The organism is Streptomyces speibonae (genome assembly GCF_984686075.1).
This window is the reverse complement of record NZ_OZ480260.1, coordinates 297,889-319,329: the sequence shown is the minus strand read 5'-3', so window position 1 is coordinate 319,329 and position 21,441 is coordinate 297,889. Positions and strand designations below refer to the sequence as shown.

The 21,441-nt window shown below is 72.8% G+C and carries 15 protein-coding genes and 1 pseudogene; 9 read left to right on the top strand and 7 right to left on the bottom strand.

Annotated features, from left to right (window positions below; genetic code table 11):
- The first annotated feature begins 84 nt into the window (after window positions 1–84).
- On the top strand, window positions 85–651 hold the full coding sequence (locus AC5L3C_RS01325) for a DUF2269 family protein (RefSeq protein WP_493653712.1): 567 nt from the start codon (window positions 85–87) through the stop codon (window positions 649–651).
- Between the two features lie 36 nt (window positions 652–687).
- On the opposite strand, the gene htpG is transcribed toward AC5L3C_RS01325, so the two are convergent.
- Together htpG and AC5L3C_RS01315 are read right to left on the bottom strand one after the other, a co-directional pair.
- The gene (htpG, locus tag AC5L3C_RS01320; RefSeq protein ID WP_493646392.1) at window positions 688–2,577 is read right to left on the bottom strand and encodes a molecular chaperone HtpG; all 1,890 of its coding nucleotides are present in this window, start codon (window positions 2,575–2,577) and stop codon (window positions 688–690) included.
- A 65-nt stretch (window positions 2,578–2,642) separates the two neighbouring features.
- Window positions 2,643–3,284, bottom strand: a complete 642-nt coding sequence (locus AC5L3C_RS01315; RefSeq protein WP_493646391.1) for a TetR/AcrR family transcriptional regulator — start codon at window positions 3,282–3,284, stop codon at window positions 2,643–2,645.
- Between the two features lie 140 nt (window positions 3,285–3,424).
- Here AC5L3C_RS01315 and AC5L3C_RS01310 point away from each other — a divergent pair, with 140 nt between their 5' ends.
- The 5 genes from AC5L3C_RS01310 (at window position 3,425) to AC5L3C_RS01290 (ending at window position 10,305) form a co-directional block, all read left to right on the top strand.
- Window positions 3,425–4,318, top strand: a complete 894-nt coding sequence (locus AC5L3C_RS01310) for an NAD(P)-dependent oxidoreductase (protein WP_493646390.1) — start codon at window positions 3,425–3,427, stop codon at window positions 4,316–4,318.
- 112 nt (window positions 4,319–4,430) lie between these two features.
- Window positions 4,431–5,624 carry a carboxylate-amine ligase gene (locus tag AC5L3C_RS01305; RefSeq protein WP_493646389.1) on the top strand — a complete coding sequence of 398 codons (1,194 nt, stop codon included), beginning with the start codon at window positions 4,431–4,433 and terminating at the stop codon, window positions 5,622–5,624.
- Window positions 5,625–5,881: 257 nt separating this feature from the next.
- Window positions 5,882–7,666: an N-acetylglutaminylglutamine amidotransferase gene (locus AC5L3C_RS01300; RefSeq protein ID WP_493646388.1), complete on the top strand. Its 1,785-nt coding sequence runs from the start codon at window positions 5,882–5,884 to the stop codon at window positions 7,664–7,666.
- Between the two features lie 5 nt (window positions 7,667–7,671).
- Window positions 7,672–9,771: a prolyl oligopeptidase family serine peptidase gene (locus AC5L3C_RS01295; protein ID WP_493653711.1), complete on the top strand. Its 2,100-nt coding sequence runs from the start codon at window positions 7,672–7,674 to the stop codon at window positions 9,769–9,771.
- Window positions 9,772–9,861: 90 nt separating this feature from the next.
- Window positions 9,862–10,305 carry an ATP-binding protein gene (locus tag AC5L3C_RS01290; RefSeq protein ID WP_493646387.1) on the top strand — a complete coding sequence of 148 codons (444 nt, stop codon included), beginning with the start codon at window positions 9,862–9,864 and terminating at the stop codon, window positions 10,303–10,305.
- Window positions 10,306–10,424: 119 nt separating this feature from the next.
- Here AC5L3C_RS01290 and AC5L3C_RS01285 read toward each other — a convergent pair.
- Both AC5L3C_RS01285 and AC5L3C_RS01280 read right to left on the bottom strand, forming a co-directional pair.
- Window positions 10,425–11,813: pseudogene (locus tag AC5L3C_RS01285) on the bottom strand (PAS domain-containing protein); the annotation flags it as partial.
- 111 nt (window positions 11,814–11,924) lie between these two features.
- A complete protein-coding gene (locus tag AC5L3C_RS01280) occupies window positions 11,925–12,881 on the bottom strand; it encodes a phosphotransferase family protein (protein WP_493646386.1) in 957 nt (318 codons plus the stop codon).
- 117 nt (window positions 12,882–12,998) lie between these two features.
- Here AC5L3C_RS01280 and msrA point away from each other — a divergent pair, with 117 nt between their 5' ends.
- A complete protein-coding gene (gene msrA, locus AC5L3C_RS01275; protein WP_493646385.1) occupies window positions 12,999–13,511 on the top strand; it encodes a peptide-methionine (S)-S-oxide reductase MsrA in 513 nt (170 codons plus the stop codon).
- 49 nt (window positions 13,512–13,560) lie between these two features.
- Here the strand turns inward: msrA and AC5L3C_RS01270 are convergent, their stop codons facing one another.
- Window positions 13,561–14,034, bottom strand: a complete 474-nt coding sequence (locus tag AC5L3C_RS01270; protein ID WP_493646384.1) for a carboxymuconolactone decarboxylase family protein — start codon at window positions 14,032–14,034, stop codon at window positions 13,561–13,563.
- Window positions 14,035–14,211: 177 nt separating this feature from the next.
- Between AC5L3C_RS01270 and AC5L3C_RS01265 the strand changes: the two genes are divergently transcribed.
- Together AC5L3C_RS01265 and AC5L3C_RS01260 are read left to right on the top strand one after the other, a co-directional pair.
- Window positions 14,212–14,436, top strand: a complete 225-nt coding sequence (locus tag AC5L3C_RS01265; protein WP_493646383.1) for a hypothetical protein — start codon at window positions 14,212–14,214, stop codon at window positions 14,434–14,436.
- Window positions 14,437–14,708: 272 nt separating this feature from the next.
- Entirely contained in the window at window positions 14,709–16,985 is a 2,277-nt protein-coding gene (locus AC5L3C_RS01260) for a catalase (RefSeq protein WP_493646382.1), read from the top strand.
- Window positions 16,986–17,008: 23 nt separating this feature from the next.
- Here AC5L3C_RS01260 and AC5L3C_RS01255 read toward each other — a convergent pair whose 3' ends face one another.
- Both AC5L3C_RS01255 and AC5L3C_RS01250 read right to left on the bottom strand, forming a co-directional pair.
- Entirely contained in the window at window positions 17,009–20,155 is a 3,147-nt protein-coding gene (locus AC5L3C_RS01255; RefSeq protein ID WP_493646381.1) for a glycoside hydrolase family 38 N-terminal domain-containing protein, read from the bottom strand.
- Window positions 20,156–20,202: 47 nt separating this feature from the next.
- Window positions 20,203–21,417, bottom strand: a complete 1,215-nt coding sequence (locus tag AC5L3C_RS01250) for a glycoside hydrolase family 76 protein (RefSeq protein WP_493646380.1) — start codon at window positions 21,415–21,417, stop codon at window positions 20,203–20,205.
- Window positions 21,418–21,441: the final 24 nt, after the last annotated feature.

The window sequence follows — 21,441 nt, the reverse complement described above, 5'->3', positions numbered from 1 at the left end:
CGGCACGCACCCCATGTGGCCGGAAGCCCACCGGCCCCCGCCGCGTACGCCGACATGAGTACACGGGGTTACTCCCGCCGTCAGATGTCCGCACCGCCCGGGCCCGGCACCGTGGGTCGCGTGAAACTCAGCCGACCCGCACGCCGGGCTTTCCTCGTCATCCATGTCACCGCCTCCGCCGGCTGGCTCGGACTCACCGTCGGGCTGCTCGCACTGGGCCTCACCGCGAACACCACCGGGGACCCGGCCATGGTGGAGGCGTCCGTCCGGGCCATGAAGCTCTTCGCCGACTGGCTCCTGCTGCCGATCGCCTTCCTGACGCTCCTCAGCGGCCTCGTCCTGTCCCTGGGCACGGTCTGGGGACTGGCCAGGCACCGCTGGGTGTGGACGAAGTTCTGGCTGACCCTCGCCACGGTCACCGCCACGGCCTTCGCGCTGCGGCCGGGAGTGGGCGAGGCCGCGGAGGCAGTGTCCGCCGGGCACCCCCTGCCCGACGGCGCCGACGTCCTCATGGGACCGATCGTCTCCCTCACCGCCTATGTCTTCATGACGGTGATCTCGGTCCTCAAGCCCTGGGGTCTCACCCGCCGGGGCCGCCGCCTGCGGGAGACCGCCCGCAGGCCGGCTCCCGCCGAGCCCGCCCGGGTCTGACCCCGGGCGGGCTCGCCGCCACCTCGCGCCGTCACCTCACAGGGTGCGCTCCAGCCGGTCCGCCATCAGCTGCACGAAGCGCGCCGGGTCCTTGGGCCGGCCGCCCTCCGCCAGCACGGCCAGTGAGTACAGCAGTTCCGCGGTGTCGGTGAGCTCCGAGCGGTCCTCGCGCTCCCCGTACGCCTCGTTGAGGCCCTTCACCAGCGCGTGATCCGGGTTGAGCTCGAGGATCCGCTTGGTGCGCGGCACCTCCTGGCCCATGGCCCGGTACATGTTCTCCAGCGCCGGCGTGAGATCGTTCGCGTCAGCCACCAGACACGCCGGGGACACCGTCAGCCGCGTCGACAGACGCACCTCCTTGACGTCCTCCTCCAGGCGCTCCCGCATCCAGCCCAGCAGCCCCGCGTACGCCTCGGCCTGCGCCTCCCGGTCGTCCTCGCTCTTCTCGTCCGCGCGGGCGTCGAGGTCGATCTCGCCCTTGGCGATCGACCGCAGCCGCTTGCCCTCGTACTCGCCCACGGCGTCGACCCACACCTCGTCGACGGGGTCGGTGAGCAGCAGCACCTCGATGCCCCGCTCCCGGAACGCCTCCATGTGCGGGGAGCTGTCGATGCTCGCGCGGGACTCGCCGGTGATGTAATAGATGTCCTCCTGGCCCTCCCGCATCCGCTCCACGTACTGCGCCAGGGTGACCGTTCTGTCCTCCTCGGCCGTGCTCGCGAACGACGCCACCGCCAGCAGGGCGTCACGGTTGTCGGCGTCGGTGACCAGCCCCTCCTTCAGCACGGCGCCGAACTCCCGCCAGAACGTGGCATACCGCTCGGCGTCGTCGGCCATCATGCTCTTGACCGACGACAGCACCTTCTTGGTCAGCCGGCGCTGCATCATCCGGATGTGCCGGTCCTGCTGGAGGATCTCGCGCGAGACGTTCAGCGAGAGGTCCTGCGCGTCGACCACACCCTTGACGAAGCGCAGGTACGACGGCAGCAGCGCCTCGCAGTCGTCCATGATGAAGACGCGCTTCACATAGAGCTGCAGCCCGTGCCTGAAGTCGCGCTGGAACAGGTCGTGCGGGGCGTGCGACGGCAGGAACAGCAGGGCCTGGTACTCGAAGGTGCCCTCGGCCTGGAGCTGGATGGTCTCCAGCGGTTCGCGCCAGTCGTGGCCGATGTGCTTGTACAGCTCGTGGTACTCCTCCTCCGACACCTCGTCGCGGGAGCGCGCCCACAGCGCCTTCATCGAGTTCAGCGTCTCCGGCTCGGCGGCCTCGCCGTCCTCGCCGACCAGCCGGATCGGCCAGGTGATGAAGTCCGAGTAGCGCTTGACGATCTCCTTGATCTTCCACACCGAGGTGTAGTCGTGGAGCTGGTTGTCGGGGTCGGCCGGCTTGAGGTGCAGTGTGACCGAGGTGCCCTGCGGCGCGTCGTCGGCCTTCTCCAGCGTGTACGTGCCCTCGCCGCGCGACGACCAGCGGGTGCCCTGGGACTCTCCCGCGCGCCGGGTGACCAGGGTGACCTCGTCGGCGACCATGAAGCCCGAGTAGAAGCCGACGCCGAACTGGCCGATCAGACCCTCGGCCCCGGCGCCGTCCTGCGCCTCCTTCAGTTCCCGCAGGAACTCCGCGGTGCCCGAGTTGGCGATGGTGCCGATGAGCTGCCCCACCTCGTCGTACGACATGCCGATGCCGTTGTCCCGCACGGTGAGGGTCCGGGCGTCCTTGTCGGTCTCCAGCTCGATGTGCAGATCGGAGACGTCGGCGTCGAGCGTGTCGTCCCGCAGCGCGGCCAGCCGCAGCTTGTCGAGCGCGTCGGAGGCGTTGGAGACGAGCTCGCGGAGGAAGACGTCCTTGTTCGAGTAGACGGAGTGGATCATCAGCTGGAGCAGCTGACGCGCCTCTACCTGGAACTCAAACGTTTCGGTCGGCATAGTGTGTGGTTACCTCACTGTCCGTGAAAGGCCGGATACTGGTCGCTCACTCTAATGAAGGGGCGTCACTCGGCGGTGGCGCCCCCGTTGTGCGCCCCCGATCCGCGTTCGCGGGCGGGGGCCGTGGCGGCCGCGTCCAGGACGGGGCCCAGCTCCCGGGACACCGTCGTCAGGGCGCGCACGCTCCGCTCGGCGCGGGCGATGAGGATCGCTCCTTCGAGGGAGCCGATCATGAGGGTGGCGAGGGCCTCGCAGCGGGCCGCGGGAACGCCCATGTCCGCCAGGGCCCGGGCCACCGCGCCGGTCCACTCGGCGAAGGCGGCGGACGCGGCCCCGCGCGTCGACTCGCCGGACGCCGCGCGGTCCACCGTGGCGGCGGCCACCGGGCAGCCGCCGCCGAAGCCGTCGTGCTCGTACTCGTCGGTCCACTGGCGGACCATCCGGTCGAACAGCGCGCCGGGCGTCGGCTCGGGCAGCGCGGCCATGAAGCGGGCGACGCGGCCGGCGGCGTACCGGCCCGCCCAGCCCACCGCCTCGTCGACGAGCTGTTCCTTGCCGCCCGGGAAGTAGTGCTGGAGCGACCCGCGCGGCGCCCGCGCGTGGTCGGCCACGTCCCGCATCCCCGTGGCGCCCACGCCGCCGCGCCGGATCAGCTGGGCCGCACTGAAGACCATCCGCTCCCGGGGTCCCCGTCCGGACACCGTCATCCCCGGCCTCCCGTCCGCGTGGTTCCTGCCGCCCTCACCCTATGACCGTCGTCATGACGGCCGCTACTATGACAGCGGTCATAGGCGGCGGGGGGCATGGGCGGCGGGGTGAGCCGAGCGCCCGGAAACGGCGGTGCGTCGTGCACGTGGGATTCATCGGACTCGGAGTCATGGGCCGGCCCATGGCGCTCAACCTCGCCCGCGCCGGCACCCCCCTCGTCGTGTGGAACCGCACCCCCGACCGGTGCGCACCCCTGCGGGACGCCGGGGCCGAGGTGGCCGCCGGCGCGGCGGAGGTCTTCGGCCGGGCCCGCGTCGTGATCCTCATGCCCGCCGACGAGGCGGCCGTCGACGCGATCCTCGCCCGCGGCACCCCGGACTTCGCCGCCCGCGTCGCCGGGCGCACCGTCGTCCACATGGGCACGGTCTCGCCGGAGTACTCGGCCGCCCTGGCCGACGCGGTCCGCGCCGCGGGCGGGGCCTACGTCGAGGCCCCGGTGTCCGGTTCCCGCGTCCCCGCCGAACAGGGCCGACTCGTCGCGATGCTGGCCGGCGACGACGGTGCCGTGGCGGAGGTGCGGCCGCTGCTCGCCCCGATGTGCCGCGAGACGTTCGACTGCGGCCCGGTCCCGGGCGCCCTGCTGATGAAGCTCGCCGTGAACCTGTTCCTGATCACCCAGGTCACCGGCCTCACCGAGGCGTTCCACTTCGCCGGCCGGCACGGACTCGACCGCCGCCGCTTCCTCGACGTCCTGGACGCCGGCCCGATGGCCAGCGCCGTCTCCCGCATGAAGGCGCCCAAGCTGCTCTCCCGCGACTTCACGGTCCAGGCCGCGGCCACCGACGTACTGAAGAACAACCGCCTGATCGCGGAGGCCGCCCGCACGTCCGGCACGGCATCCCCGCTCCTCGACGTCTGCCACGCCCTGTTCGAGGAGACCGTGGCGGGCGGCCATGGCGGCGAGGACATGGTGGCCGTCCTGCACGCCCTGGAGGCCAGGACCGGCGGCGCACCCGCAGCCCGGCCGGAGTGACCTCCGGTTCCGATTGCCCGCCCCGCATCCTGGGCACCCGGAATGTGCCGATTCGCCGCCGGTGGCCTCCGGGCCCCCGGTACGGCACAGGACGACGGCAAGGGGACCAGCGGTGACGGTGCGTATCGGAGCAGAGGAAGAGTTCCATGTCGTGGACGTGGAAAGCGGACGGCTCGTGCCACGCGCCGGGACGCTGCTGGACGGGCTCGGCGAACCGGGCTTCGGCCGTGAACTGCAGCAGACGGCCGTGGAGAGCAACAGCCGCGTCCACGACACGCTGGAGGGTCTCTTCGCGGACCTGTCCGCCACCCGGCGCCGGCTGGACGCGGCCGCCGCCCGCCTCGGCCTGGCCGTCGTGGCCGCCGGAACCGTCCCGCTGGCCAGCGTCACTACCCGCGCGGTCACCGCGGACCCCCGCTTCCGGCGGATGGCCGACGACTACCGCCGGGTCGCCGACGAGCAGCTCATCTGCAGCGCCCAGATACACGTCGACGTACCCGACCGGGACAGCGCGGTGCGGGCCATGTGTCTGGTCTCGCCCTGGCTGCCGCCCCTGCTGGCCCTGACGGCCAGTTCCCCCTTCTGGCTCGGGGCCGACACCGGATACGCGAGCTGGCGCACCATGCTCTGGCAGCGGTGGCCGACCGCGGGTCCCGCCGGCTGCTACGGGAGCGCCGCCGAGTACGACGCGGCCATGGCGGAGCTGATCGATTCCGGCGTCATCAGCGACACCGGGATGCTCTACCACGACGTACGGCCGTCGGCCCACCAGCGCACACTCGAACTGCGCATCTGCGACGCCTGCCCGCGCACCGAGACCGTGGTGCTGGTCGCCGGACTGTTCCGGGCACTGGTGCGCGACGCCCTCGGCCGTCTGGAGCACGGCGCGGAACCCGGATGCGACGGACACCACGAGTGGCTGCGCGCCGCCGCCTGGCGCGCCGCGCGCTCCGGCATCGAGGGCCGCCTCGTCGATCCGGCCACCCGCCGCGGGGCCCCGGCCCCGGTGGTGCTGCGCGGGATGCTGCGACGGCTGCGCCCCGCCCTGGAGGCCTCCGGCGACTTCACCGCCGTGCGTACGCTCCTCGGTGAGGCGCTCGCGGCCGGCAGCGCCGCGCGGCGGCTGCGGCGGGCCGCCCGGGAGGAGGACCTGCTCGCCGTCACCGACCTGCTGGCCGCCGAGACCCGCGGCGATCGCCTCGCCTCCCGCGCCGCCCGCCGCCGGCGCCCGGCCCGCGCGCCCGGTGCGGGCAGGGCCGCCCGGGCCCACGTCCACTCGGCCCCGGCGCCGGGCACGCCCGGCTGATCCCGACCCGCCACAGGCCGGCCCCATGCGCGATTCCCGGACCACCCCCGACCGGACCGAACCTGACCGGTGCACCTCAAGCCGGTGCACCTCAAGCCGGTGCACCTCAAGCCGGTGCACCTCAGGCCGGTGCGCCTCAGACCGGACCACCCCTGACCAAGGAGTCTCCCCGCCATGTCCAGTACCACGCACGCCTCCCCGCTGCCGCCCGAGGTCCCGGACCACCGAGCGGACCCGAGGGAAAGGAGGGCCCACTGATGTGCGGTCTCAGCGGAGAGGTCCGCTTCGACGGCGGGCAGCCGGACATCGCGGCCGTGCAGCGCATGACCGACCGGCTCGCGCCGCGCGGCCCCGACGGACGCGGACTGTGGTCCCAGGGACCGGTGGCCTTCGGCCACCGCAGACTGAAGATCATCGACCTGTCGGACAGCGGCGCACAGCCCATGACCGACCCCGCCGCGCGGCTCGCCGGCGTCTTCAACGGCTGCGTCTACAACTACCGCGAACTCCGCGACGAACTGCACGCCCTCGGCCACCGCTTCTTCTCGCACTCCGACACCGAGGTCGTGCTCAAGGCGTACCAGCAGTGGGGCACCGACTGCGTCCGGCGCTTCCTCGGCATGTTCGCCTTCGTGATCGTCGAACAGGACACCGGACGGGTGGTCCTGGCCCGCGACCGGCTCGGCATCAAGCCGCTCTACCTCTCCGGCACCGCCGAACGCCTGAGGTTCGCCTCCTCCCTGCCCGCTCTGCTCGCGGCCGGCGGCGTCGACACCTCGCTGGACCCCGTCGCCCTGCACCAGTACTTCAGCTGGCACGCCACCGTCGCCGCGCCCCGCACCGTGCTGCACGGCGTGCGCAAACTCCCCCCGGCCACGGTACGGGTCGTGCGGCCCGACGGCAGCCACCGCGACCACATCTACTGGAACCCCGTCCACACCCGCCGCCCCGAGTACGCCGGCCTGTCCGCCGACGACTGGACGGACGCCGTGCTGGACGCCCTGCGCACCGCCGTACGGCGCCGCATGGTCGCCGACGTGCCGGTCGGGGTGCTGCTCTCGGGCGGCCTGGACTCCAGCCTGATCGTGGCGCTGCTGGCCGACGAGGGCCAGCCGGACCTCGCCACCTTCAGCGTCGGCTTCGAGTCCGAGGGCGACGAGGACGGCGACGAGTTCCACTACTCCGACCTCGTGGCCCGGCACTTCGACACCCGCCACCACCAGCTGATGGTCCCCTCCGACCGGGTCGCCGGCGCCCTCGACGGTGCGGTCCGCGCCATGAGCGAGCCCATGATGAGCCACGACGTGGTCGCCTTCCACCTGCTGTCGGAGCAGGTGGCCAAGGAGGTCAAGGTCGTCCAGAGCGGTCAGGGGGCCGACGAGGTCTTCGCCGGCTACCACTGGTACCGGCGGATGGCGGACGTGCCGCGGCCGCAGGCCGCCGAGGCGTACATCGACACCTACTTCGACCGCTCGCACACCGAGCTCGCCTCCCTGCTCCACCCCGGCTTCCTGCCCGCCGCCGACACCTCCGCCGCGTTCGTCCGCGCCCACATGGCCGCCGAGGGCGCCGAGACGGCCCTCGACGCCGACCTGCGCCTCGACACGCTCGTGATGATGGTCGACGACCCCGTCAAGCGCGTCGACAACATGACGATGGACTGGGGCCTGGAGGCCAGGGTGCCGTTCCTCGACCACGAACTGGTCGAACTGGCCGCCGCCTGCCCGCCCGAGCTCAAGCTCGCGGACGGCGGCAAGGGCGTCCTCAAGGCCGCCGCCCGCCGGGTCCTGCCGCGCCAGGTCGTCGACCGGCCCAAGGGCTACTTCCCCGTACCGGCCATCAAGCACATGGCCGGGCCCGTCCTCCAGCGCGTCCGCGAGACCCTCACCGCCCCCGAGGCCAGGGCCCGCGGCGTCTTCCGCGAGGACCGCGTCAGCGCCCTGCTCGCCGCACCCAACGCGCACCGCACCAGGCGAGGGGCGAACACCCTGTGGCAGATGGCACTGCTGGAGACATGGCTGCAGACCCACGGAATCCGCTGACCGGCATGGAGACCCGCACCGACGCCGCCACCCGGGAGCTGCCCTCCCCGGAACAACGGCTGCTCGCCGACACCGCCACCCCGTACGACGTGCCGCCCCCGGCCGTCCACGGCTGCTGGTACCCCTCGGCGGACCCGGGCGGCCGGTACGTCGCCTTCATCTGCGACCGGGCCGGGGTGCCGCAGCTGTGGACCGGCCCGGTCGACGGCGAGGAGGTGCGCCGGCTCGACGCCGACCCGGACCCCGTCACGGAGGTGTCCTGGTCCCCCGACGGACGCTGGATCGCCTACACGGTGGCACCGGACGGCGGCGAACTCACCCGCGTGCTGTGCGTGCGCCCCGACGGCACCGGACGGCACCTGCTGGCCGGCGGCGAACCCGGCACCTCCGCACGCCTGGGATGCTGGCAGCACGACGGCTCGGCCCTCGCCGTGACCGTCACCGACTCCGCCCCGGCCGGGCTGCCGTTCGCCGCGCACCCCGGCGCCGCGGGCGTCTCCACGCCCCTGCGGGCGCACCGCGACGGCCGCGGCGTCCTGCTGGACCCCGGCGCGCCGCGGCACGAGCCCCCCTGGGCCGACGGCGACCGCGGCGTGTCCCAGGAGGAGCCGGAACCGCGCGCCCTGTCGGCGTATCTCGTCGACCCCGAGGGCGCGGCCGCCCCCGTGCTGCTGGCCAGCGAACGCGGCGCCGCCAACCAGCGGGTGTGCGACCTCAGCCGGGACGGCCGGCTCGCCCTGGTCTACCGCGGCCCCCGTGGCCGCAGGGAGGCCCTCGTACTGCGCACCGGCGACCGGACGGTCGCCTGCGCCCTGCCGGTCGCCGACGGCGACCCGTGGATCGGCGGCTTCTCGCCCGACGCCGGCACCGTGTGGCTGCGCAGCGACGGCGGGCGGGAGCACGCCGCCCTCGTCGCCGCGCACCTCGACCCGCGGGGACATCTGCTCGGCACCACGGTCGCCGCCCAGCGCCCCGACTGCGGCCTGGAGCTGCTGGCCCTGGGCCGGGACGGTCGGCGCGCGGTCCTCGCGTGGAACGTGCGCGGGGTCAGCGAGCTGGAGACCGCCGGGCTGACACCCGCCCGGCACGCCGAGGGGCCGGCCGGCCTCGCGTCGTTCCGGCCCGCCTCGGCCGGCGTCGCCCGCACCGTCGACCTCCCCCACGAAGTGGTCACCCGCATCGCCCCCACCGCCGACCCCGACGCCCCCCTCGTCGCGCTGTCCGGATCGCGCCGCCACCCCGGCGTGTGGTGGCTGCCGCACGGACAGCCCCTGCGCACCCCCTGGTCCTCGCGCGACGAGGACGCCTTCCCGCCCGGCCGCACACCCGTGCGCCCCACGCCGATGAGCCCCGTCGCCCGCGACGGACTCACCCTCGGCGGCTGGTACTACCGGGCCCCCGGCCGCTCGCCCGGCGAACCGGCACCGTGCGTCCTGCACCTGCACGGCGGCCCGGAGGAACAGGAACGCCCGGTGCTCGAACCGCTCTACCTCGAGCTCCTCGGCAGGGGACTGGACGTCTTCGCGCCCGACGTACGCGGATCGTCCGGGTACGGACGCACCTTCGTCGACGCGGACCTGGGCGCGGGCCGCTTCGACGCGATCAACGACGTCGCGGACTGCGCCGCGCACGTGATGGTGCGCGGCCTCGCGGACCCCTGGCGGATGGCCGTGATGGGCCGCTCCTACGGCGGCTACCTGGTGATGGCGTCGCTGGTGTGGCACCCGGACCTGTTCCGCACCGGGGTGGCGGTGTGCGGCATGTCGGACTTCGCCTCCTTCTTCGCCGGGACCGAACCCTGGATCGCGCAGTCCGCCGCCCACAAGTACGGACATCCGGAACACGACCGGGAATTGCTGCGGGCGCTGTCCCCGATGAGCCGCATCGACGCGCTGCGGGCCCCGGTCCTCGCCGTGCACGGCGAGCACGACACCAACGTGCCCCCGGGCGAGTCCGAGCAGTTCGTGCGGGCCGCCAGGGAACGCGGGCTGGAGGCCGAACTCCTGCTGCTGCGTCACGAGGGCCACGACTTCCGCCGCGCCGACAACCGCCGTCGGTTCCGCCGGACCGCCGCCGACTGGATGGAGCGGCACCTGGCCGGCTGAGGTGTCACAGGCACCTGTCACACTTCGGGGGCGTGCGGGGCAGCGATTCGGGTAGTCGCGCGGTGTGATCGGTGAGTGAAGGCGGACCGGATGGAACCAGGACCTGTCGGCGGAGGGGAAGGGGTGCCCGGGGCACCTGTGCGGCGGGCGTCCTACGCCCTGGACGACGAAGGCGCCTGGATAGCGCAGGCACGCCACCTGGCGGCCGCCTTTCTGAGCCGGGTGCGTGCGGAGGACGGCCTGCCGGTGTCGACGCGCGCGGTGGAGGTCACCCAGCTCGTGGTCAGCGAACTGGTCACCAACGCCCGCAAGTACGCGCCGGGCCCCGTCGGCCTCGACCTGCGGCTGGCCGACGACGCCGTCGAGGTGATCGTCCACGACGGCAATCCCGCGGCGCCGTCGCCCCGGGACGCGGATCCCGGCCGGGTGGGCCAGCACGGTCTGGAGATCGTGATGGCCGTCGCCCAGACCCTGGACGTACAGCAGGAGCCGGCCGGCAAGAGCATCACGGCCCGCATCTCGCTCTCCTCTTGAACCCGCGCTTCTCTTGAACCCGCGCCCGGGTCCGGCGGCGATCAGGGCGCGTCGCCCCGCAGGGGCCGTTCCGTCCAGATGACCTTGCCGTGCGCCGTGTACCGCGTCCCCCAGCGTTCGCCCTGGGGCGTGGCGGGGGAGAAGCGGATCAGCTGACCGAGCGGCAGGAACGGGATGTCCTCCCGGACCCCGCGGAACGCGACCCGCCGCAGCCGCTCGTCCCCCTCCGCCGGTTCCTCGCCGCGCAGTACGGGCTCCGCGAGGTCCACGGCGGCGTAGTCCGCGAACCGCGGCACCGCGAAGTCCGCCAGTTCCTGCGAGGTGTGCTCGACATCGAGGCGGCTGCCGATGCGCAGCCCCGCGTCGTACAGCAGCCGCAGCCGCAGCCGCTGCCGGGCCGTGTCGGCCCGCCCCTCCAGCGTCTGGAGCTCGGTGGTGTCCCGCAGGGTCACCACGGCGCCGGAGGGCCCGCCGTCGCGGTCGGTGGGCCGCTGGCTGACGGCGAGCAGCCGGCCCCGGGCGGCGTACACCTCGTCGGTGGCGCTGCGGCCCCGGGTGAGCAGTGCGGCCAGGTCGGGGCCGATGCCCGTGGCGGACACCGGGCGTCCCTCCGCGTCCGGGGGCAGGCCGAGCAGCCTGCGGGCCTCGTCGTTGGCGAGGACCAGCCGGCCGTCGCCGTCGAGGATCAGCACGCCCTCGCGGACCGCGTGCAGCACCGCGTCGTGGTGCTCGTACATCCGTGTCATCTCGGCCGGTTCCAGCCCGTGCGTCTGCTGCCGCAGCCGCCGGCTGACCAGTCCCGTCCCCAGCACGGACAGGCCGAGTGCGGCACCCGTGGCGCCGAGCAGCAGGGGAACCTGGCCGTTCGCGGTCTCGCTGACGCGTTCCAGGGTGATACCGGCGGAGACCAGCCCGACCACCCTCCCGTCGGGACCGGTGACCGGAACGACGGCCCGGGTGGATGGCCGCAGCGTGCCCGTGACGGTCTCCCGCACGGTGCCGCCCTCGGCCGCGGGGCCGATCGTGCCGATGTAGTGCCAACCGATCTGCGCCGGGTTGGGATGGGTGTAGCGGATGCCCTCCGGCGTCATCACCACGATGAAGTCCACACCGGACGCCTCGCGCGCCGCCTCGGCGCGCGGTTGCAGCAGCGCGCTGGGGTCCTAGAAGACCGCTGAAGATCTTGCTCCGCCCGCCCGACTCATCCCGGATTGCCGGTAAATGTCAATCTGTATGAACTGGTGCAAGCCGGGCGCGATTTCAAGATCTTCAGGACACTCCTAGGTGGCCAGCGCCTGCCGGACGCCCGGCGCCTCGGAGAAGGTCCGCGCCACCGCGAGGGCCCGGTCGCGGGCCTCGCGCTCGCTGTCGGCGCGCGCCTGGAGCACGAGGGCCGCCGCCGCGGCGAGGGCGAGGAGAAGCAGGATCACCACTTGCAGGGCGAGCACCTGGTGGGCGACGGGGCGCGCGGTCACCACCGGGCGGAGGCGGCCGAGGAAACCGACCATGAGCCTTTTCTGGCACCGCCGCTCGGGACGGCGCGAACGATTGCCCGAGGCGCGCCGGGGGCCCGCACCCGGCGGACGCCCTCCTCGACGGCGTCGTCCGCGTCCGCGCGCTCAGCCGTACCGCTCGAGAAGGGCCTCGACGTATTCCTCCAGCCGGTCGGCCAGGACCCGGGGCGTCAGATCGGTGCGGCCCAGCTCCCGCCAGGGGCCGGCGAGCTTCTCCGCGTCGGGGGCGTAGCCCAGCGCGTCGAGCAGCCGCCAGTACAGGTGCGCGCCGGGATCCTCGGCCGTACGCCCGCCCGCCGCGGCATAGCGGTCGGCGAAGGCCATCCCCTCGGCGGCCCCGTGCAGCAGGGCGAGGGCCGTGGCGCAGTGGGCCACGTCCAGGTCGGCCGGCCCCCAGGACGTCTCCACCCAGTCGACGACCCCGCTGATGCGCGGCCCCGTGCCGGCGCCTCCGCCCCCGCCGTCGTCATCGTCGGCGAAGAGCACGTTGCCGGGGTGGAAGTCCCGGTGCAGGAAGCACCCCCGGTGGTCCGGCGGCTCCCGGCGGATGACGTCGACGGCGCGCCGCCACAGCTCCGGCCGCCGGGTGTCCTCGGGCGGGCGCACCCGCTCGGGAGCGGTCCAGGCCTGGTACGTCCGGGGCCGGGTCCGCTCGGTGACCTCCACGCGGTGGACGGCCACCAACTGGCGGGCGAGCAGTCCGGCGCGCTCCCCGGCACCCTCGTCGTCCACCCGCACCATCCCGGGCAGCAGGGACATCAGCAGGGAGGGGTGGTCGCAGTGCCGCGCCGTCGCGTCCACCGCGACCAGGCGCGCGGCGGGCACATCCGTGTCCCGCAACAGGGACAGCACGGCCGCCTCACGGCCCAGCAGTCCCTCCGCGTGCCGCACGAAGAACGGCTTCACGAACGACCTCAGCACCAGCGAACGCCGCCCTTCGGGCCCGCGGACGTCCAGCCGGCGCATCTCCGACGACCAGCCCCCGCGCAGCCGTACCACTCCCTCGACGCGCTCGCCCGCCGCCACCTGCTTCTCCACCCAGGCACGCGTGTTGATCAGCATGCGGGCAGATTATCCAGCCCGCCGTCCGCCGCTGAGGGGGCGGCCGGAACAATGGTGTGAGCTGCGGGGTTCTCACTGAGGAATGCCGCAGGACACTCGGGAGAAGGGCGAGACGAGATGACGAGGACCGAGGAGAAGGCGCTGCTCGCGGGCGGCTGTTTCTGGGGCATGCAGGAGCTCATCCGCACGTTCCCGGGCGTACTGTCGACGCGGGTCGGGTACAGCGGCGGTGACGTGCCCAACGCCACCTACCGCAACCACGGCACGCACGCCGAGTCGATCGAGATCACCTACGACCCGGCCGTCACCGACTACCGCACGATCCTGGAGTACTTCTTCCAGATCCACGACCCGACCACGAAGAACCGGCAGGGCAACGACATCGGCACGAGCTACCGCTCCGCGATCTTCTACTACGACGACGAGCAGAAGCGCGTCGCCGAGGACACGATCGCCGACGTCAACGCGTCGGGGCTGTGGCCGGGCGAGGTGGTGACCGAGGTCGCGCCGGCCGGTCCCTTCTGGGAGGCGGAGCCGGAGCACCAGGACTACCTTCGGCGCTACCCGGGCGGCTACACCTGCCACTTCGTCCGCCCTGGCTGGCGGCTGCCGAAGCGCGCGGAGGCCTGACCATCGCTCGATCAGGTGGGACCCGGGCCGGCGGGTGGCCGGCCCGGGGTCACCCGAACTGTCCGGGCCGGTAGTCGCCGGCGGGCTGCCGGTTGATGACGTTGATGCGGTTGTAGGTGTTGATCACGGCGATCAGCGAGATCAGGGCGACGAGCTGATCCTCGTTGTAGTGCCGGGCGGCGTTCGCCCAGGCCGCGTCGCCGACACCGCCGGCCGCGTCGGCGATCCGGGTTCCCTGCTCCGTCAGCTCCAGCGCCGCGCGCTCCGCCTCGGTGAAGACCGTGGCCTCGCGCCAGGCGGCGACCAGTTGGAGGCGGACCGGGGTCTCGCCGGCCGCCGCGGCGTCCTTGGTGTGCATGTCGGTGCAGTAGGCGCAGCCGTTGATCTGGCTGGCACGGATCTTCACCAGTTCCTGGGTGGCGTGCGGCAGCCCGGAATCCGTCACCGCCCGGCCCGCCGCGTTGATGTGGCGCAGCACCTTGCCGGCGAGGGGGTTGCCGAAGAAGTCGACACGCGCGTCCATGAGGGTCTCCTTGGTCGGTTTCGCGGTTGCACCTCGGTGACGGACCGGCTCGGTCCCGTGTGACCGTGGCGCGAGCGTGACCTGCGTCACGCGTCCGAGGCGGTGCGGTGCCGCGCGTCGTCCGCCGGACGTCCCAGGCCGATAACCTGGCCCGGATGGACGGGGAGCGGAGCGCCGGTGAGTGAGCGTCGGGAACGCGACTGGACGGACATGACGCCGGGGGACTTCGACAGCGAGGCCCCGCTGTGCCTCAACGTGGGCACCGGCCCGGTCGTCGTCCCCGCCGAGCCGGACGAGTACGGCACCGAGCCGCTGTTCGGCGAGGAGACCCCCGCCCGACGTCCTGCCCCGCGCCGCGCTGCCCCCCGGACCGCCCCCGCCGAGCAGGGGCAGCTGTTCTGAACCTCCGTTCCGCACCCGCGTGCCGAATTCCCATGCCTTGACCCGCCGGTGGCGGGTACGCGGGCGGAGCGGTCGCATCCGGAGGGGAGCGCGAGGGAAGGGGAGTTCACTCCATCGGGCCGCGCCTGCTGCGAGGGCGTTGCCGCCATGAGACGTTGACGGTGCCCGGCGCCCTTTTCATGCCCTTTGCCCCCCGGGTCGCCCGCAGCCGGCAACTGAACGCACGGCCACCCCGTCCGTGGCCGGTCCGAAGCGGAGGAGTGTCACCCCCCATGAGCGAGGCCAACCCCGTCAAGCGGGCAGCCAAGAAGATCACGGAAAGCCTGCAGGGCGACGCCTCGGCCCCGGCCGACGGGATCCCCGGCCGTCCGGGCCCGCAGCCGCCCACCGTGGCCGAGCCGACCGAACCCCGTGAACCGCTGCCGCCCAAGCCGGACCAGAGCGGCCCGGCCGTCGTGTCGCCCACCGGGCAGCCCACCGGCGCCGACCAGGCGCGGATGGCGCAGTCCGGGAGCCATCTGACCAACGCCCAGGGCACCCGGCTGTACGACACCGACCACTCGCTCAAGGCCGGCCCGCGCGGCCCCGTACTGCTCCAGGACCACCATCTGCGCGAGAAGGTCATGCACTTCGACCACGAGCGCATCCCGGAGCGCGTGGTCCACGCCCGCGGCGCGGGCGCGCACGGGGTCTTCCGGAGTTACGGCACGGCGGCCTCCGTGACGAAGGCCGGGTTCCTCGCCCCGGATGTCGAGACACCGGTGTTCGTACGGTTCTCCACGGTGGTCGGCTCACGCGGCTCCGCCGACACCGTGCGCGACACCCGCGGCTTCGCGACGAAGTTCTACACCAGCGAGGGCGTCTTCGACCTGGTCGGCAACAACATCCCGGTCTTCTTCATCCAGGACGCCATCAAGTTCCCCGACGTCGTGCACGCCGCGAAGCCGCACCCGGACAGGGAGATCCCGCAGGCGCAGAGCGCCCACGACACCTTCTGGGACTTCGTCTCGCTGCACACCGAGGCGACCCACCACACGATCTTCTTCATGGGCGACCGCGGCATCCCCCGCTCCTACCGGATGATGGAGGGCTTCGGCGTCCACACCTTCCGCCTGGTGAACGCCGAGGGCGGCACGGCCCTGGTGAAGTTCCACTGGAAGCCCAAGCTGGGCGTGCACTCCCTGGTGTGGGACGAGGCGCAGCTCATCAACGGCATGGACCCGGACTTCCACCGCCGGGACCTGGCCGACGCGATCGAGTCGGGTGCGTACCCGCAGTGGGAACTGGGCATCCAGACCTTCCCCGACACCCCGGAGCAGACCTTCGAGGGCATCGACCTGCTCGACCCGACGAACATCGTCCCCGAGGAGCTCGCGCCGGTGCAGCCGATCGGGCTGATGACCCTCGACCGGAACCCGTCGAACTTCTTCGCCGAGACCGAACAGGTCGCCTTCCACGTCGGCCACCTCGTGCCCGGCATCGACATCACCGACGACCCCCTGCTCGCGGGGCGGCTCTTCTCCTATCTGGACACCCAGATCACCCGCCTCGGCGGGCCCAACTTCCCGCAGCTGCCCATCAACCGCCCGCACGCGCCGGTCAACGACATGCTGCGCGACGGCATGCACCAGACCGCCGTGCACCGGGGCGTGGCACCGTACCGGCCCAACTCCCTCGACGGCGGCTGCCCGTTCACCGCGGGAGCGGACGCCGGCGCGTTCGTCGAGACGCCCGTGCGCATTCCTGAGGCGTCCAAGGTGCGCGAGGCCCCGGAGTCGTTCGCGGACCACTTCAGCCAGCCCCGGCGCTTCTGGCTGAGCATGAGCCCGGTGGAGCGCGAGCACATCATCGGCGCGTACACCTTCGAACTGGGCAAGTGCTACGAGGAGGCCATCCGCGAACGCACCCTCCAGGTCCTGGCCAACATCGACCCCGAGCTGTGCGCCGGTGTCGCGGAAGGGCTCGGCCTGCCGGCACCGGAGCCCACCGTTGCGCTCGCCGACGTCGAACCCAGCCCGGCGCTCTCCCAGGTCGGCGGGACCTGGCCGGTGGACGGACGCGTCATCGGCGTCCTCACCGCCCCGGACGGCGACCTCGACGCGATGCACGCGGTACGCGACGCGGTGCTCGAGGCGGGCATGGTCCCGCTGATCGTCACACCGGTCGGCGGCACCCTCGGCACGGGCGCGGGCGCGCTGACGGCCCAGCGCAGCTACGTGACCGCGCGCTCCATCGAGTTCGACGCCGTCCTGCTGGCGGGCCCGCCGGCTGTGGGCGGCGACGCGTCCGGCGCGCGCGACGGCAAGGGCGCGCCCTCGCTGCCGCGTCCCGCGACGGACCCGCGGGTGGACCAGCTGCTGGCGGAGGCCTTCCGCCACGGCAAGGCGATCGGCGCGTGGGCGGGCGGCGAGACGGCCCTCGAAGCGGCCGGCATCCCCACGGACGCCCCCGGCATCGTCATCACCGACTCCGGCCCGACAGCCCTCGACCGGATCCGCACCCTCCTCACCTCCCACCGAGTCTGGGACCGCTTCACCGCCCGGACGTGACACCCCGCCCGCGCCACCGCGCGTCAGGCCGCGGAGGAACCCAGGTACAGGACGACGGCTGCCGTGCCGAGCGCCGCAACGTCGACCGGCACGGCGCCGTCCGGCTCCGGGCCGATGGCGCGCGGATTCAGGCCCAGGTAGGTGGTGCGGGCGGCGCGGGCGACGGTGAAGGGCGTGCTCAGGCGGCAGGTGACGGGAGTGTCGGCCAGTGACTGCAGACGCACCAGGAGTGCGCCGTCGTCGGGGACGGTCACCCCGACGAGTCGTACCCGGGAATCGTCCACGGTCAGGAACCGCGTCCACGCCGGGGATCCGGTCCCGGCTCCGGCGCGGGCACGTACCGGCACCAGGGGATGACTGGTGACCGCGGCGACGCGAACGGCGAGTTCGTCGGCGTGGGCCGCGCCGTGCTCCGCGGTCGTGGCGAAGCCCACGCTGTAGCGGAAGACGTGGTCGAACGCCTGCTGGGCGGGGAAGTTCGTGTCCCAGATGTTGTTGTGCACCCAGGAGAAGACGGTCGCCGGCTCCTCCTGCGGCAGTGACGGGGGATAGGGGACGTAGGGGATGGCGATCCCGCCGAGCTGGACCAGCGGGGCGTCGGCCGTCGCCAGGGCGGCGTGGCTGGTGCCGTCGCTCAGGCTGATCCAGCGCCGCACGGCACGCATGTGGGCCGCCGAGCCCGGCACGGTCTCCCGGTCGCTGCCCAGGACGCCGCCGGTCGCCTCCGTCCGCACCACCGGACTGTCCAGGGCGAACGGGAAGGCGAAGAAGGCACTCTCCTTCGTGAGCGTCGCGTTCTTGCCGATGCGGTTCTCGATGTCGATGCGTGCGGCGTGGTGCGGCAGGTGCACCCGCACCCGGAGCCGTCGGGTTCCGGCCGGGGCGCATTCGTAGACGAGGGTCTGCCCGGTGGCGTCCGTGGTGCGGTCGACGAGTGCCGCGGGCGGGGCCGTACGGCGGGACGCGAGCAGGTGCATCGAGTCGTCGGCCACGGTCTTGCTGGACTGGTGGTTGAACGCCCCGGCCGTGGCGTACTCGTCGTAGACATACGCGTTGAAGCCGACGACGGCGTCCTGGCGCACCATCTCGCGACCGGTGGCCTTGTCGACGATGGAGGAGACGCAGGCCTCGCGCAGGTCGACCGTCACACACAGGTGGTCGTTCTCCAGGACGGTGGCGTCGGCGGGCGGGTTCGCCGCCTCGTCGCCCCGTGCCGGGACAGTGGCGCCGGGGACGACGTCCAGGCGCACCGCTCCGCACGCCGGCACATCGGTGACGGGCACGAGCAGGAATCGGCCTGCCGCGCGGTGACGGTCGTTGCTCTGGGCCTCCTCCGCGAAGGGCAGCCGTCCGCCGGTGCGCGCGTCGAGGACCTGGACGGTGTCGCTCAGCGCGACGGTGCTCTCCGGAAGGAAGAGCCGGACGGTTTCGCTCCGCGCCCAGCTGCAGGTGTTCACGGCGTAGAAGGACGCCGACGCGTCGTCGCCGGGCGCGAAGGCTTCGCCGAGCAGGGCGGAGGCGGCGTCCAGGAGGGTCCCGGCGTCGTCGTGGGCGCGCAGGGCCTGGGAGTACTTCCAGTGCCACTGCGTCTCGCCGGACCCGTGACCGTGGTCTCCGTGGGTCCAGGGATCGCCGGCCCCCCAGGTGTGTTCGTTGAACAGTGAGGCGGACCGGTAGACGGCCGGTGCGCCCGTGGTGACGGCCGTGCTGCCTGGTACGCCCATCAGATGGGCGTACCCGGCCACGGTCTGGGCCTCGGCGAGGGCCGCCTGCCCGCGCCGGGTGGCGGCCAGCGGGACGGCACCGGCGCCGACGCCGTCGACCCACCAGTCGCTCCAGTCCCCCCGGTAGGTCTCCAGCCGGTCGCCGACGCGCTTCTCGGCGTCCTCGAAGAAGTCCTGGTTGCGGGAGGCGCGCAGCCGCGGGTACGCCCACTGCTCGTTCCAGCGGCGCACCGTGTCGGAGATGATGCGGCGCGGCGGGCCGTTGTCCGCGAACTTGCCCAGGACCCGCAGATGCAGTACGTCCCACGGGTAGGGGTCGGCGGTGCCGGGCAGGTCGAGGGCGGGAAAGCCGGGAATCCCGCGTCCCTGGTGGGGGTAGGGGAAGCCGGCCAGGGCGCTGAGGTAGGCGGGCAGCAGGTCGTCGACGTGGTCGTACGACTCGTCGAAGCCGAGGATCGAGCCCTCCATGTAGGCCAGGCCGTGCGGGGTGTCCGTCCGCCAGACCAGGACGCTGTTGCCGCTCGGCGTCTGCCAGCGGAACAGGCGGGGCAGGTGCTCCCCGCCGACCAGGTGGGGCACCGCGCGGCCCGCCCAGTTGTGCGCCACGGACAGGTACCGGATGCCGTTGTCCGCGAGGACATCGGGCAGACCGACCACCTGACCGGGAACGTCCGTCTGCATGGCCGTCGTGATGTCGAGACCGTGCCGGTCGCGCAGCTCGGTCATGGGGCGCAGCAGTTCGTGGAGCTCATCGGTGGAGCAGGTCTCGGTGTGCAGATTGAACGGCATGGCCGTGAGTTCGACACGCCCCTCGCGCACGCGGTCCAGAAAGCTCTCCACCTGGCGCCGGGGCCGGTTGTCCTGCCAGTCCTGGAAGGAGTGGAGCCCTTCGACGGCCCAGCGGAACCGGGCGGGCTCCGGCCATGCGTCGGTGTCGCGGCACAGCTCGAGGAGCGAGTCGAGGTAGGCGCGGCTCTCGGCCATCACCCGGCCCTGCGGGTCGGTGTAACCGATGTCCAGGTGGGAGTGCTGCACGAGATGCAGCGTCCAGTGACGCTGCGGTCGTGCCTCGAAGGCGAGCCGGGCGTCCCCTGCGAGTTCCGGAAGCTCGATCAGCAAGGAAGTGGGTGCGTGCACTTCCGGGACCAGGATGCGTAGGTCGCCTCCCGGCCCCGGCACGGTCTCGCAGTGAACCGGGGTGCCACCGCCGGTGGTGACACGGGCTCTCGTGACGGGCCGTCGCGAGAGTGTGCCGTCCGGCCGGCGAACCCGCAGCCGGATGGACTGCAGCAGTCCTCCGGTCGCGTCGCGGCGCAGCAGTGGCTCTCCCGACAGCTCCACCCGCAACTCGCCGAGGCCGGCGGTGGTGGACACACGCTCCTTGAGGATGTCGCGTGCGATGTCGGCGTCCCACCAGGACGGCCGGGTCAGCGGTGGTTTGGGCATGGTGCGTGAAATCCTTCGGGTCGAGGGGGCGGTCCGCGGCGCCAGGACTACCGGCGACGCTTGTGGGTTGCGTCGGCGAGGGTGGCGAAGATCTGGACCATGGCCGACTGGTTGAGGGTCGCGGCCGGTGCGGTGGGGTCGTAGTCGCCGCCGTTGGAGGGCTGGAAGCGGAACAGGCCGGTGGAGGTGTCCCGGTTGGACTTGTACGTGCTGTCCGCGTACCTGCTCATGGCCTTCAGACAGGCGGGGTTGGGGCGGACGGCGTCCAGGTCGAGCAGGTCCTTGAAGTAGAAGGAGTTGAAGATGGCCGGCTGGTCGTGCAGTCGGCTGCCCTCGGTCCAGTACGCCAGGGAGCCGCGGGCGTCCGCCACCGCCTTCTTCAGGTACGCGGTCCTGCCGGTGCCGCGGTAGAGCGCGGTGGCGGTGCCGATCATGGCACCCGAGTTGTAGGTCCACAGCGTCTCGTTGACGCTGCCGTCGTCGCCGCGGTCGTTGAGGTACAGGCCGGGCGCCTTGCGCATGCACGCGTACACCCAGCCGTACCACTGCTCCGCCTTGCGCAGGTAGGCGCGGTTGCGGGTGTGCTCGTAGAGCCGGGCGGCGAGTTGGGCCGACAGGGCGGTGACGTTGGTGGCCCGGATGTTGTTGGCGGGTGAGTCGTACCAGTCCATGCCGCCCGGACAGCTCTTGGTGGTGTCGCCGTCCCAGGCCCGGGAGACGACGGGGACGACCCGCTCCGCCCGCTTCAGCAGGCGCCTGTCGCCGGTCGCCTCGTACTGATCGAGCTGAGTGAGGGCCACCACGGCGTTGTCGTCGTAGTACACGTCGCCGCCCGCACCCAGGGGGGCAGGCAGGTACGACTCGTAGCCCGGTCGGTCCCCGGGGGTGAAGTAGAGCTCGAAGGTGCGGAACCGTTCGGCCGCGTCCCGCCGGTAGGAGGCTCCGGTGCGTGGCAGTTCCTGCATGTCGACGGCCGCCTGCGCGGCCTCGCGGAACGGCCACAGGTAGGAGTGCTCCGGGTCGGTGGGCCGGCGGGGGGTGTGCTCCAGGTACAGCCCGTGGTGGCCGCGGCCCTCGTACAGGTGGGCCTGCAGAGCGCGGTAGGTGCCCGAGGCACGGTGGGCCCACACGTCGGAGGAGACCGGGCGGGCCCGTTCGGGGCTCTGGGCGTGTGCGGGGGCGGCGGTCCAGAGCAGGCCGGCGCATACGACGGGTGCGGTGGCACGGATGAACAGCGGGCGCAGCATGGTGTTTCCCTTCATGGAGAAGAGGGAGCGGAAGGCATG